The 13,871-nt window shown below is 61.8% G+C and carries 7 protein-coding genes and 2 pseudogenes; 1 reads left to right on the top strand and 8 read right to left on the bottom strand.

Annotated elements, in window-relative coordinates; translation table 11 throughout:
- Window positions 1–90: 90 nt before the first annotated feature.
- From L3V85_RS22965 to L3V85_RS23000, 8 genes and pseudogenes are all read right to left on the bottom strand, one after another.
- Window positions 91–363 carry a hypothetical protein gene (locus L3V85_RS22965; protein WP_237675005.1) on the bottom strand — a complete coding sequence of 91 codons (273 nt, stop codon included), beginning with the start codon at window positions 361–363 and terminating at the stop codon, window positions 91–93.
- Window positions 364–542: 179 nt separating this feature from the next.
- Window positions 543–1,028 carry a hypothetical protein gene (locus L3V85_RS22970; RefSeq protein WP_237675006.1) on the bottom strand — a complete coding sequence of 162 codons (486 nt, stop codon included), beginning with the start codon at window positions 1,026–1,028 and terminating at the stop codon, window positions 543–545.
- 392 nt (window positions 1,029–1,420) lie between these two features.
- A pseudogene (locus L3V85_RS22975) lies at window positions 1,421–1,537 on the bottom strand (RHS repeat-associated core domain-containing protein); the annotation flags it as partial.
- Window positions 1,538–1,670: 133 nt separating this feature from the next.
- The gene (locus L3V85_RS22980) at window positions 1,671–2,060 is read right to left on the bottom strand and encodes a hypothetical protein (RefSeq protein ID WP_237675007.1); all 390 of its coding nucleotides are present in this window, start codon (window positions 2,058–2,060) and stop codon (window positions 1,671–1,673) included.
- On the bottom strand, window positions 2,057–4,387 hold the full coding sequence (locus tag L3V85_RS22985; protein ID WP_237680632.1) for an RHS repeat-associated core domain-containing protein: 2,331 nt from the start codon (window positions 4,385–4,387) through the stop codon (window positions 2,057–2,059). The genes L3V85_RS22980 and L3V85_RS22985 overlap by 4 nt, the downstream gene beginning before the upstream one ends.
- Before the next feature lie 49 nt (window positions 4,388–4,436).
- Window positions 4,437–6,163 (bottom strand): annotated as a pseudogene (locus L3V85_RS22990) (IS1634 family transposase).
- Window positions 6,164–6,262: 99 nt separating this feature from the next.
- Entirely contained in the window at window positions 6,263–8,863 is a 2,601-nt protein-coding gene (locus L3V85_RS22995) for a DUF6531 domain-containing protein (RefSeq protein ID WP_237675008.1), read from the bottom strand.
- A 51-nt stretch (window positions 8,864–8,914) separates the two neighbouring features.
- Window positions 8,915–11,881, bottom strand: coding sequence for a type VI secretion system Vgr family protein (locus L3V85_RS23000; RefSeq protein ID WP_237675009.1), 2,967 nt, complete (start codon window positions 11,879–11,881; stop codon window positions 8,915–8,917).
- A 278-nt stretch (window positions 11,882–12,159) separates the two neighbouring features.
- Here L3V85_RS23000 and aspT point away from each other — a divergent pair, with 278 nt between their 5' ends.
- Window positions 12,160–13,848 (top strand): aspartate-alanine antiporter, encoded by a 1,689-nt coding sequence (aspT, locus tag L3V85_RS23005; RefSeq protein WP_237675010.1) that lies wholly within the window; start codon window positions 12,160–12,162, stop codon window positions 13,846–13,848.
- Window positions 13,849–13,871 lie beyond the last annotated feature (23 nt).

Here is a 13,871-nt window from a genome sequence, read left to right on the forward strand (position 1 = left end):
GCAACATCCTCATCTTCATCATTGGCAAGATTCCCCACCATGACAAGAGGAGTTTTTTTATTTGCCGCAATCTTCCTTCGAACTAACGAGCTAGAATCTTTCGACAGCAACTTGAAAATATCTGATGGCAAATTTCTTTTTTCCGCCAAAATTGATCGCACAATCTCGTCCCCATGAATGGCTAAAACCCATCACCGCGACTGAAATTGTTATATTTTGCGCCACATCAATTTTTCGAGATTGAAAATTCAAAATCAACTCTTCCCACACGCCAAAAGGCGCCTCATCCCGAAGCGATCGGGCAATACCTGATTCGTCCCTCGAATCACACAATGCCATAAACTCACTCACAGAATTGATCATGAATTTCCGTTCTTGCGCTTCAATTATTTTAAATCAATGATCCTGCCCGCATTACCTTTATGTTTCCCCATTCGATCTCCAAATTCATATAAATCATAGACCGCAAATCGATAGGATTACGAATTCCGATATGTGTTTTCATCGAATCCATTGACACAAACTCGCGATCATTAAGCTGATTACCAAGTGGCAATTTGGAGAATTTCCTTATCGGTTCCATGCAATTCTGGATTTCCTGCATAAACATCCAAAACGATACCGTGCTCAAGCTTTTCGGAGACCAATGAAAAATAATCTGGCTCAGCAATTTTTCCTCGCACCAAATTGAGAAGCGGATGTATTTTTTTTGCATCAACCTTAATCGCGGGATACTTTGTATAAGTAAAACCATTTTGAGGCAAAAGGCCAGGAAGAATTAAAAAATACGCCTCATCTTGATTTATCGAGAAATTCAGCAAGTACTCAAACAAACGTTCCCTTCCCTGCACTTCCGAATTATTTTTAGAATTTGCGATGTCGCTTATTTTCTGCAGGAGAATTGAAGATTCAGGAAATTCAATCACACCCAAAGCAAAACTTGGATCGAGAGATAATCTCTCAAAATTCATCCTCTGCATAAGAGCAAATTTTTTCTCCTGAGTTTTTGTCAGATTAAACTCGATCATTTGTGCTCCACTACAGATCCGTTTGCTTGATATTTCCATGCACCATTGGAAAACGTGGATGGCAACCCATTTGAATCGATGGTTTTTGCTTCGGCTGCATGCCAATGAGCACAAGCGTGGTCGCTATCGGGTTCGTGATGTGAGACGACCATTGTTCGCTCTCTGCCGCCTTCACCAGTGGTCTTATACAGATATTGCTCGAATCCCGAAGTTGTCTTGGGTGGAGTGCGTTGAGCAAACGGCATAGAAGACGTTGCTATACCGGCACGACGCATGACCTCTCGACGAGCGTCCTTCGAAGATCTTGTGGCTGTGCATTTCTTAGGCTCAGCCGGCAGCGGAGAAGGTTTAGGAATTCTTTTGCGCGCTAGCCCCACCGAATCCACTTAATCCACTGGTTTCGGCGCGTACTGGCACAAGTTGATTTCGCCGACCAACCCGATAGGATCATCTGAGACAAATCGCCCACTCTGCGGGTCGTAGTACCGATACCGGTTGTAGTGCAGCCCGTCTTTTCATCCAATGCAGATTCAGGCGGCCGAATAAGCCGATCGGATCGCGGGAAATGAAGCGACCACAGCTGGGCCATAAGGTCATCGACCGAGGCCTTCCTGGTTACGCGCCACCAAGAAGAATCCTCTTCTATTTCGAATAATCCAAGCCGTTGGGCCCGATTTCATCAATCAAAACAAAATCTTTTGCATCCACCAAAGATGGAGTTGTTTTTGTTAACGCAAAAAGCATATCTTTCAAATAATTTCGCCTATCTATTACGCGATTAAGAGGAAGATCGTGAGGAATCGCACTCCGCCACAACTGGTCGTCGGAGCAGTTAATCAAAATGAAATTAATTCCATTGATTATGTTTTCTTTTGAAATTGGGCCGAATTTTGAAAAGCTACGCCCCATCTCTTCAAAAAGAATCTTTCTATTGGCATCCAAATTAATATCAAACCCTTCCAACTCCTCATCGCTCTTGCCAAACAAAAAATCATAAACTCCACGCAGATAATTCAAATTCAACGATTTCATAACTGCGGATACGCCGTATATACATCTCCAGAATTATTTCTGCGAACTGTGACGCGCGATGTAGTGATGGGACATCCTCCACCGCTACGATAGCCTTCACCAATAGTTCTTCCCATATCGAATGTGGCACTGTTTTGACCAGAGGCATTCATTGCAGACCGCCCTTTCTGAATAGCATCCAATTGATCGGTATTCCTAATAAATCTTGTTGAATCAGGACCGTGAGTTTGCGGAATTTTGCATGGATTATCGGGAGGCACGCCAGTCATAGCACGCCTTTCCTGCTCCGGCATTGTTGTGTGAGCGCCATGCCGAGAGTAAGCATGCCCTCCCGTTGCAGCATCATTGTCAGCAAGAATTTTCCCCGCTCTGCGATTAGCCCGATTTCCCTGCAATCCTAGTGGATCAATAAATTCCACTGGATTTGGGGCATAAAAAAGTGCGTTCACTCCTCCCTTCAGGCCAATAGGATCCTTTGATATGAACCTTCCCGCAAGAGGGTCGTAGTACCGGTACCGGTTGTAATGCAGCCCCGTCTCGTCATCCCAATACTGCCCCTGGAAGCGGATAGGGTTCCGGAAGCCAGCCCTCCTGCCCGCCTCACTGATCGCCTGCCTCGCCTCCCCCCAAGCCTTGTAGCTCGCCGACCAGGCCACACGCCCCTCGTGATCCGTCAGCTCCTGCGGCGTACCCAGGTGATCGCACTGGTAGAAGGCGATCTCTTCCTTGCCGAACGGCGCGGGTGTCCGGCTCTGCTCCCCATTCCATAGAGGGTCCTGCTCGATGTCGTAGCGTCCGCCGTTGTCCGCGATCAGCGCCTTCACGTCGGTGGTCTCGCTCAATGCAACGGCCTGGGCCTGCCTGATCTGCATCAGGGGCACGAACGAACCGGGTTCGTGGATGTAGTGGACGCTGTCGCCGCGCCACATCTGTTCCTGTCGCGCTTCCGTGCTTTGCGTGCTTTCGAACGCCAGCGTGTCGCCGTCCCAGCCGAACAAGGTGCAGGCATGCCCCGTGCGCTTGGCGATACGGCGGCCCAGCGGGTCGTAGCTGAAGCTCGTGGTCTCGCCGAAGGTTTCGGCGCTGCGCATGCGGTTGTAGCCGTCCCAGGTGAATACCGTCTTTTCACCGTTGCGGCTGCGCTCGACAAGATTGCCGCGCTCGTCCCACTTGTAGTGGGTGCCGGCATAGTCCTTCAGCAGGTTGTCCATGAGCCGGCCGGCCATGCTGCGGCCGTCACCCCCCAGGCGAACGGCAACGCGGTTGGTGATGCGGCCTGCTGCTGCCTGTGCATCGCCTTCCGTGTCTGAAGAAGGGTGGCCGATGTTCCCTGCAGGATCGAATGCGAAGGTCTCGCGCCCCAGGCGGCTGTTGGCTTCGAGCAGGCGTCCCACCGGGTCGTAGCGGTAGCTCAGGTTGCCTCGGCGGCTGTCGCCGATGGCCACCAGTTGTCCCGCCTTGTCGTACGCATAGCTGCGGCGAATGCCGCCGAGGGACTCGATCGCGCCGGGCCGGGTCTGCGAGATCTGCTGTTCGAGCAGGCGGCCGGCCGGGTCGTAGCGCTGCTTTTGCGTCAGGCCGTTGCCCTGTTCGCGCGTGATCTCGCGGTGCAGGTCGTCGCGCTCGAAGCCCAGCACGTCCTGCCCGTCGATGAGTAGTCCGTGCACGTGGCCGGAGCCGTAGGTCAGCCATTGCGTGATGTGTCCGTCGGGGCGGATGGTGGTCACGCGCTGGTTGAGTTCGTCGTAGCCGTGGCGCCAGACCGCCGTGCGTGAGCTCTCCAGGTAGTGCTGGTGTTCGCGCACGAGGTTGCCCGCGCGGTCGTAGAACCATTGAAGCCGGGCGTCGCTGTTGGAGGCCTCGACCAGCCGTCCATTGCCGTCGTAGGCGAAGCGTTCCGCCTCGCCGCCGGCCCGGCGCTCGCCGAGGCGGCCAAGCGCGTCGAACTCGAGCGTGGTGCCCTGGCCCGCTTCGATCACCTCGGCCAGCACGCCGGTGGTCGGCTCGTAGCGGTACTGCGTGGACTTCTTGTCGAAGCCGACTTCTTCGAGCAGCCTGCCCACGGGGTCGTAGCTGAAGTCGTAACGGCTGCCGTTCTCGTTGTGCAGTTCGGTGAGCCGGCCCATCAGGTCCCAGTGGTAGCGCAGCGTATGGCCGGCGGCATCGACGCGCCCCGCGACCAGGCCGGCGCGGGTGTAGCTGTAGCGCGTGCGGCGCCCCAGCGCATCGGTGTGGCACAGCAGGCGGCCTTCGGCGTCGTGCGCGAAATGCTCGCGCGTGTCGTCGGGCAGCACGATTTCTTCGAGCTGGCCGCCCGAGTTCGACACCAACCGCGCTAAGTGCTTGATTTGTATGGGCCAAGACTCTCGGCTGCCACTACAGCAGGCTCAATTGGGTGTCTTGCTGGGGTTTTTTGATCTTCAGTGCGGCCAGCACATCGGTCTGGCGTTGGACGATGGAAGAGACGCCCGCAATGGGCGCGGCATTGTTGATGCTCACACGGTGGCGCTGAATTCGCCGCAAGTCCGCCAGGGCAGCCTCCGGTGACAAATCGCTGCCACTCATCTTCAGGCGCTGGCGCATCACGCGGTACAGGATCAGGGCCAGCATGCAAATGCTCGCATGCGCCTTGATGCGCTCGGGCAGGCGGTGGAACACCGGCGCAATCTCGATCTCCGACTTCAGCACCCGAAATCCCCGTTCGATGTCTGCCAGTGCCTTGTAGCGCTGCACCACCTCTTTGGGTGTCAAGTCCGCCACGTTGGTCACCAGCAGCAGCTTGCCATCCATCGCCTGGGCGCGGGCCAGAGCTGCCTGGTCGATGTCATACGTGAACAGATCGGCATGCAAATCGACCTTGATGATGCGCTTGAGGTGCGCCTCGCTCACCTCATGGAAGAAGCGTGCCGTCACACCCGCATCAGACAGCTTTCTACCCCGGTGTGCCTTGCCTGCATCTTGCGAATCGAGCTTGCCCACCAGCTGGTCGGCGCGCTGGCGCAATTGGTCAATGCGCGCCTGACGACTGGCAGTCTGCTCGGCCGCCTGCTGCGGGTTATGGGCCGCCACCAGACGAAGACCCTGCCATTGCGCCTCATCGATAGTCTCTTCTGTCGTTTCTTGCTCTGATGCGCGGGCTCGGGCTCGGGCGTTGATCGGCTCCAGTATGTCTGCGAACTCGCCATAGCGCCGCCCCGGCACTGCCAGGATGAACTCCAGCGCTTGATCGGTTGATCCGCTGGCCCCACCCGACAAGCGCAACTCGGACAAGGCCTCTATGTTGTCCAGCGAAAGCAGCCCACGGTCAGCCACCACCACCAGGCGGCGGATGTGCGGGTAACGCGCCATCACCTTCTTCAAGGTCGGCTCCAACGTCGGTGCCTCGGCTGTGTTGCCCGCAAACACCTCGTGATAGATAGGCATGCCGTCGGCTGTTTGCACCACGCCGAGCATGAATTGGCGCACCACCATGCCTTCCTTGGACATCCCATAGCGGCGCACGTCACCCTCTTGCTGGCTCAGTCCTTGGGCGCGGATGGTGGTCAGGTCGTAGAACACCACCGACAGATCCTCATCAATCAGCGGGCGCAAAAGGCCCGCCACGCATTCATCCACCGCGTCCTGGTGGTCCATGAGCGCATCCATGCTGCGCAGCAGTTGCTGGTGGGTGAGTGCCTCTGCATCGATACCCGGCATGCTGACGGTTTGCAGCCAGCGCAGCACCCGAGCTTGGAGTCGGGGTCGCACAGCCGGTTAAAGACCATCACCCGCAGGGCATGCTCGATGGGGTTGGTAAAGCGTGCGCGGCGAAAGACAGCAGCCAAGCCATCGAAACCCAACTCGTGCCAGAGTTGATCCAGCGCCCAGACATCGCCCAGGGCCAGTGCGGATTCAAAACGCACCTGGGGAACGGATGTCTCACTCAGTGAGCGACCCTTGGCGCGAAGCAGACCGCCCAGCAGTGAGTCGACTTGTCCATCTGTTTCGTCCACCCGCCCGATGGTGGCCAGCGTGCGCTGGCGGGGTTTGCCGTGTTCGTCTCGGAAGGACTCCACCAACTGGGCGTAGGTGTGGCCGCCTGAGCGGGTGAGCTTGATGAACATAGAAGAAGTGTAGCAAAAAAATACGGGCAATTGCCAACACATCAGCAATAAAACATTGCCACTACATAAAAATCAAAACGCCTCAGCTAAGTGCTTGATTCATATGGCACCGGTCCGCGAAAACATCGGAAAACGGCGGTTTGGTGTCGAACTCGGGTGGCCGGGGTGGTTGCCGTCGCCTTGCGTCGCGGTCTCCACGACGGGGGTGTAGCGGTAGCGGGTGGCATTGCCGGCCGCGTCGACGGCTTTGACGAGGCGCCCGCGGCCATCGTATGCCCACAGGCTGGTCTTGCCGGAGCAGTCGGTGTAGCTGGCGAGCTGGCCGGCTGGCATGTACTCGAGCGTCTTCGAGCCGCCTTTCGCATCGGTGATGCGCACCGGCCGGCCGGCCTCGTCGTAGGCGTAGCCGGTCTTGTGGCCGAGCGGGTCGGTCTCTTCGACCAGATTGCCCTGGGCGTCGTGCTCGCGCTTCCAGACGCCGCCTTCGGCATCGAGGATGCCCGTGACGCGGTGGCGCGCGTCGTACTCGTAGTGGATGCTGCTGCCATCCGCGCGGATGTGCGTCTTCAGGTTGCCCTTGGCGTCGTAGACGTAGTCGTCGGTGGTTCCATCGGTGTGGATGTGGCGCGTGATGTTCTTGGCGTCGTCGCGCAGGAACCATTCCTCGAGCTTGTCCGGATGGATGATCCGGTAGGTGTAGCCCAGCACGTCGTAGTAATACCAGGTCTCGCCGCCGGCGGCGTCCGTCAGGTAGGTGAGGCGGATGTTGCGGTCCCACTCTAGCGTGAGCGCGAAGCTACCGTCGTCGGACCATTCGCGCACGGCCTTGGCGTCGACGCCGGTGCCGTCGTACTGCAGGTTCATGCCGCGGCCAGTGCGGTCGGCGTAGCGGGTCACGAGGTGATGGCTGTAGCTGTACTGCCAGGCGGCGCCGTTCTCGTCCTGCGCGGTGACGAGGTCGCCTTCGCCGTCGTGCGTGTAGGCCGCCAGCTGACGAACCACCTGCCCGCCCTTCAGCTCCCACAGCGACTTGATCAGGCCGGTGCTGGCATCCGGCTGCGTGCCGACGTGGGCGATGACGACCTCGCCCTGCTTGCTGACGATGTCGCTGAGCACCTGCTCGCCGGTCGCGGCAATCACGTGGTCGTAGCGCAGGCCGATGGCGGCGCCGCCCACCGTGTGCTGCGCCACCAGCCGGAAGTGCTGCTTGCCCTGCGACGCGGCCTTGGCGGGCACGGTGTCCACCAGTTCATAGGTCTCGCGCCAGTCGGCAGACTCGCCGGCCGGCACGGGCTTGCCGAAGTCCGCCACCAGCAGGCGTTCGCTCAGGCGCGTGAGCGTCATCTCCTCGATCGGGTCGTGATGGCTCTGGCCCACGGCCAGCAACGGGAAGGCGTGGCCGCGGCCGTCGATACCGTGATAGATCAGGCTCATGCGGCCTTGGCGACGACCCTTGAGGGCCTTGGCAATGTCCACGCGCGTGCTGTACGGCGTGACCCAGCGCGCGCCGAGGCTGCCCTGGTCGAAGGCGCCGAGATTGCTGCGGTAGGTACGCGTCCAGTCGATGGGCAGCGGCGCCGCCAGCGAGAAGTCGGTGTGGCTGAAGCTCTCGCAGCCGGTGGCCAGGCTGATGGCGCCGCCGGCGGCGCCCGTCGCGCAGCTCTTGCAACCCGGATCGCCGCTGGCGGGGGCCTGGGCGGTCGTTGCGCCCTGCTCGCCGCCGGGCTTCTTGTCCTGCACCTTCGCCCCGTTGGTTGCCGAAAGGGTCGCGCCATGCTTTCCCTTTCGCTTGAGCAGCGCATCCTTGAGGATCTTGATCATCCACTTGATGCCGTACTGCAGGCTCTCGTCGCCCAGCCGCATGATCTGCTGGCGCGCCAGGCCCTTGATGTCGGTCAGGCTGGAGACGGCGTCCCGAATCAGCACCTTGGCGCTGTCGGGCAATGCGTAGTGGCTCGCGGTTGCGGCGACGTAGTTGGCGGACTTCTTCGCGGCCTCGGCGGCGGCCGCCATCATGCGGCTCCAGGTGCTCTGGGTATTCGGGTCGTAGGTGTTTTTCTCGGCCACGGCGCCGGTCGTGAACACGGGCTTCTCGCCCAGCGCCACCTGCAGCGCACCAATCAGCGCATCGGCAATGCCATCGACCTTTTCCGCGCACGACTTCAGGAAGCCGTCGAGGTAGCCGAGCGCCTCGTCCACGAACTTGTCGAGCGTGCCGGCGATGGTGTCGTTCAGGTGGGTGATGACCACGGCCATGAACGCCTCGCCGAGGTTGGGCACGACGCTCTTGGCTGATTTGGCGATCTCCTGCTTGAGCAGATGCAGCATCGGCCGCAGGCTCATGCGCGCCGCGCCGGTGGCGGGCGGGAATGGAATGACGCCCAGCAGGTTGATCGCCAGGCTCACCCACTGCAGCACGTCGGAGTAGGCCTTCTTCGTGACCATCTCGACGATGTCCCACACCGCGTCGATGAGCGCCATGATGTTGCCGATGATCGGCAGGCTGCCCGCGAAGGTTGTCAGCACGTTGAGCGTGACGTAGTCGTTGGTGAGCTTGCGCAGCCACCTGTCGATCTTGGCGGCGCCTGCGCCGATGTCTTCCACACCGATGGTGTTGAGCGGCGCCACCGCGACCTGGCGCTCGCGCTCCTTGGCTTGCGCGCCTTGCGCGTCATTGTTCTGTGGGGGCTGGTCAGCCATGCGCGAATCTCTCCCTTGATTTCTTGTGCTTGTCGAGCGGCGCTGGCGGTATCAGCCAGCAAAGCCCGGCGTCTGGCCCGGCAGCAGCGCTGGCAGCCTGGGCACCATGGCGCCCACGGTCTGCGCGGCCATGCCGGTGGCGGTCTGGCCGACCTGCCCGAGCAGCGTCTTGGCACCGCCCTGCTGGATGGCTTGCACGGCGCCGACGGCTTGCTGCGCCGTGCCCGCGGCCTGCCCGACCTGGTTCACGAGGCCGCCTGCCTTGCCCAGCGCACCGCCGGCCTGGCCAAGCAGGCCAAGGCCGCTGCTCGCAGCACCACCCAGGCTGCCGAGCGAGCCGACTGCATCGGCACCAGCGCTCGCGAGCCCCGCCATCGAACCGCCGCCAGGGCCGCCCAGGAAACTGCTCCCGCCGCCCTGCGAGTCAAGCGCCTTGTCGCCCGCCGGCCGCGCGGGCCAACGGTTGGCCTCGCCGAAATAGCTGCCCTTGTCCCACGGGTCGCTCGGGTCGCCGCCGAACGCGACCTTGGCTTGCCCGAGCGGCAGGCCGGACAGCGAGGCAAAGCCGTTGGCATCGAGCTTGCCGGTGTGCGTTGCGCCTTCGGAGTCCACCACGGTGTAGTCGCCCTGCTTCACGCCCTGGCGCTTGGCACCGTCCGCCTTGACGTACTGGTGGTACAGGTCGAGCTGCCCGCGCGGCAGCTGCGGCGGCTGCGGCAATCGCGGTTGCCCGTCGCTCTTCGGACCCACCATCGAATGCGACGACGCATGCGCGCGCCACAAGCCGCCGGTCCCGCTCTCGATACCGCCCGCGTTCCAGCGCGTGTAGCTGCTGCCGCCGTTGATCAGCACTTCTTCCTTGGCGGTGATAGTGATGCGGTTGGCCTCAAGCTTGATGTTCAGCTTGGCCAGAGCGTTGATGCTGTCCTTGAGCGCGGTGATGTCGATGTCGGCGGCAGCCGCCGCCATGCGGATGCCGTTGTTGAACGCGACCATGCGCACCGCGTCCTTGGCGCTCACCAGGAAGCTCTTGCCCGTGGCAAAACTCGCGTGCGCGCCGCTGCTCACGGCCGTGTGCTCCACGCTCACGATGTGGGTGGACGCCTGCGCCGTGCTCTGGATGCCGGCCGGGCTGGCCAGCGTGAGATGCGGCTCCTGGAACTCGGGGAACTCGCCCTGCTCCCTGTTGCCGCCCTGGCCCTTGATGGCGTCGATCTGCTCCTTCAGGCCACGCGCCACGTCGTCCTGGTCGCCGGCCTGGTGCGCATTGGCGTTGCGCGCGGATTCGCCCAGGCTCTCGTGCAGGTCGCGCCCCTGGGTGAGCCGCGCCACGGTCTCACCCATGTCTGTGGTGTGGGCCTGCGCGTTGGCGCGCGCTTCGGTGGTGACGAGCAGGCCCTTGGCCGCGCGCACCGCGCCATGTCCGTCGGTGCGCAGCTCGAAGCCCTGGCCCCGCGCATCCTTGCGCCCCGCGGTGTCTTCGATACGCCCGATGTGCCCCACGCTCAGTTGGCTGGACTGGTGGTCGCTGCGCAGCTGCGCCTGGATCTTGCCCTGCGTGTCGTCCAGCACCAGGTGATTGCCGCGCCCGCCGCCCAGCTCGCGGCTGCGGATGCCTGACAGGTGCTTCTGCCCCGGCAGCTCCCAGGCCGGCATGGTGTCGGCGTTGTGCACGCAGCCCGTGACGATGGGGTAGTCAGGGTCGCCGTTCAGGAAGTCGACGATCACCTCCATGCCGATGCGCGGCACCGAGGTCATGCCGAAGGTGGCACCAGCCCACGCGGTCGACACGCGCACCCAGCAGCTGGAGTTCTCGTTTTCCTTGCCGATGCGGTCCCAGTGGAACTGCACCTTGATGCGCCCGTATTGGTCGGTCCAGATCTGCTCGCCCGCCGGGCCGACCACCATCGCGGTCTGCGGGCCACGCGTGCGCGGCTTGGGCGTGGTGCGCGCGGGGCGCCAGGGGTAGCTGGTGGGTTGCGCATCGAACGCGAAGCGTTGCACCGAACCCTCGGTGCCTTCCGCGCCTTCGCTGGCCTGCAGGTTCTCTTGCAGGTGGTAGCTCACGCTCACCAGCAGGTATTGCCGGTTCTGGTCTGCCTTCGGATGGCCGGTGAGCCGCAACGTGTGGCCGGTGGCCAGCTCGCGCAGGTTGGCGCGGCCGGTCACGCGGTTGCGCTGGCTCAGTTGCTCTTCATTGCGGATGCGCGCGTAGGTCTCGCCGTCGCCGTGCTGCACGAAGCCGCCGGGCCACTCGTAGTTTTCGTAGCTGTCGTGGTCGTGGCCGGGCGGCATCTGCCGCAGGTGCGACAACTCGGCCTTGGGCTTTTCGAAGTCGTAGTCGTCGTTGTAGTGATGGCCGGGGCGCACCTCTTCCGCGATCTCCCAGGCGTAGATGCGCTCGCGCTGGCCCATGCCGGACTTTTCCAGCGGGTGGTAGCGCACTTCTTCACCGCCCGGCAGCGGGCTGTGCGAGCCGGCCATGTCGTCGGCGAACACCAGCACATGCTGCGATTGCTCGTGGCGAAAGTAGTAGTAGATGCCTTCGAGCTCGCACAGCCGGGAGACGAAGTCGAAGTCGCTCTCGTGGTACTGAACGCAATAGTCCCAGCGCCGGTAGTCGGCGCGCGAGAGCTTCTGCTCGACGGGATAGCCGTAGGGGCCCAGCACCTCGGTGAGGATGTCCGGCACGCTCTTCGCCTGGAAGATGCGGAAGTCGCTGCGCAAGGTGGCCAGCCACAGCCAGGGGCGCATGCGCAGCCGGTAGAACGAATGGCGGGCATCTTCCTGCTGCAGACCGAAGCGGGTGGCGATGCCGCCCAGATAGCGCACGCCGCCTTCGGTTTCCACCGACACGGTCGCTGCCTTGCCCAGGAGTGCCTTGGCATCGATGCCGTTGCTGCTTCCCAGCAGGTCGATGTCGAACGCGTAGAGCTGGCTCAACGCCTCGCGGCCCACCAGTTGGTGGAACTGCAACGCATCGCCGGCCGGCGTCTGGATGCTGACGCGGCGGCTCATTGCGACGCCGCACCGTCGTCATAAGCCAAATCGCCTATTGGCAATTGACTTAATAAGAATATTGTTAGCAAATTGAGCATTTGGCTCACCTCCCCTTGCACGTTTTCACCGCAATTTTAAATGTTGATTTATCGTAAGAGGCAATTCGAAAAATCAGCGATTCATGAAGTCAGAACAAAGTTCTCCCTGCAAGGCAATTGAAAGAAGAATGGAATCATTGGATTTCATGAACGTGTCAATTCGGCCGCGCCAATAACAAAAGAGAGGACAACCGGTAAATGGTCACACTGACTGCGATCCTTCAGGGCCAGCCTGAAATCGCACTGTTCCTTGTGCTCGCCATCGGCTACGCGGTCGGTCAGATCCGCTTCGGGCCGATCCAGCTCGGCGGCATCTGCGGCACGCTGATTGCCGCGCTGGTGGTGGGCCAGCTCGGCATCAAGCTGGACGACAGCGTGAAAAACGTGTTTTTCATGCTCTTCATCTTTGCACTCGGCTATGCGGGCGGTCCGCAGTTTTTCGCCAACCTCGACGCCAAAGGATTGCGGCTCGGCCTGCTGTGCCTCGTCGAGGTGGTGGCGGTGCTGGCACTGGTGCTGACGGCCACCCTTTTTCTCTCGCTCGACCAAGGGACGGCCGCGGGGCTGATGGCGGGCGCGGCCACCGAATCGGCGGTGGTGGGCACAGCGACCGACGCGATCTCGAAACTGGCGCTGCCGCTGCCGGACATCCAGCAATTGCAGGCCAACGTGGTCACTGCCTACTCCATCACCTACGTCTTCGGGCTGATTGCGATCGTGGTCGCCACCAGTCAGATTTTTCCGCTGGTGCTGCGCGTCGATCTGCGCGCCGAGGCCGACAAGCTCTGGAAGACGATGGGCGGTGGCGGCGACGATGCCGAGTCGGCCAGCGCCGTGCCCGAAATGGTCGGCCGCGTGTTCCTGGTCACGGTGGGCCGGGGGCGCACCGTCGGCGAGCTGACCCGCATGTTCGGCGGCCACGCCAGCATCGAGCGCGTGATGCGGCGCGGCCAGAGCCTGGCCGTGGAGCCTACGCTGCGGCTGCAGGCCTTCGACCAGGTGCTGGCCATCGGGCGGCGCAGCGTGCTGGTGAACGTGGCCGAGTTGCTGGGCCGCGAGTTCGCCAACACCACGGCATTCGACGCAGTGGTCGAGACCACCGAGGTCGTGGTCAACCGGCGCGAATGGTTCGGGCGCGAGCTGCACGAACTGGGCGCGCCGCTGCCGCGCGGCGTGCAGATCGTCGGCCTGTCGCGCGACGGCAACGCGATGCCGCTGCTGCACGACGTGGAGCTGCAGCGCGGCGACGTGCTCAAGCTCTACGGGCCGGTGCTCGACGTGTCGCGGGCGCTGCCGCTGCTGGGCGACCGCGTGGTGGAGTCGACCCACAGCAACATCAGCTACGCGGCCATGGGCATCCTGCTGGGCGTGTTCATCGGCGGCTTCAGCGTGAAGCTCGGCGGCATTCCTTTCTCGCTCGGCACGGGCGGCGGTGCGCTGCTCACCGGCCTGGCCTTCGGCTGGTACCAGTCGAAGAACCCGCACCGTCTGAGCGTGCCACCCGAAGCGCTCGCGCTCATGAAAGACCTGGGCCTGGCCACCTTCATCGCCTGCGTCGGCCTTGCCTCGGGGCCGCAGGCGCTGGCGCTCATCAAGAAATTCGGCATCGCGCTGCCGCTGGTGGGCGTGGCCATCGCGGTGGTGCCGGCCAGCATCTCGCTGTTCGTCGGCCACCGGCTGCTCAAGCTCGAAGCGCCCGTGCTGCTCGGCGCCATCGCGGGCCAGCAGTGCAGCACGCCCGCGCTCAGCGCGGTGCAGAACGCCGCGGGCAATGCCACGCCGCTGCTGGGCTACACGATCACCTATGCGATCTCGAACGTGGTGCTGCCCCTGATGGGCCCGCTCATCGTGGCCCTTGCGGGGCTGGTGGCGCACGCCGCGAAATGAATCTGAAACGGCTCGGGAAACTG

The sequence above is a fragment of the Variovorax paradoxus genome (assembly GCF_022009635.1).
In the GTDB taxonomy this organism is placed as follows: Bacteria; Pseudomonadota; Gammaproteobacteria; order Burkholderiales; family Burkholderiaceae_C; genus Variovorax.

Bases quoted from the DNA above. Each gene is read 5' to 3' on its own strand.
- L3V85_RS22980 (WP_237675007.1), bottom strand. From the start codon at position 2,060: ATGAAATCGTTGAATTTGAATTATCTGCGTGGAGTTTATGATTTTTTG.
- L3V85_RS22965 (WP_237675005.1), bottom strand. From the start codon at position 363: ATGATCAATTCTGTGAGTGAGTTTATGGCATTGTGTGATTCGAGGGAC.
- L3V85_RS23000 (WP_237675009.1), bottom strand. From the start codon at position 11,881: ATGAGCCGCCGCGTCAGCATCCAGACGCCGGCCGGCGATGCGTTGCAG.
- aspT (WP_237675010.1), top strand. From the start codon at position 12,160: ATGGTCACACTGACTGCGATCCTTCAGGGCCAGCCTGAAATCGCACTG.
- L3V85_RS22970 (WP_237675006.1), bottom strand. From the start codon at position 1,028: ATGATCGAGTTTAATCTGACAAAAACTCAGGAGAAAAAATTTGCTCTT.
- L3V85_RS22995 (WP_237675008.1), bottom strand. From the start codon at position 8,863: ATGGCTGACCAGCCCCCACAGAACAATGACGCGCAAGGCGCGCAAGCC.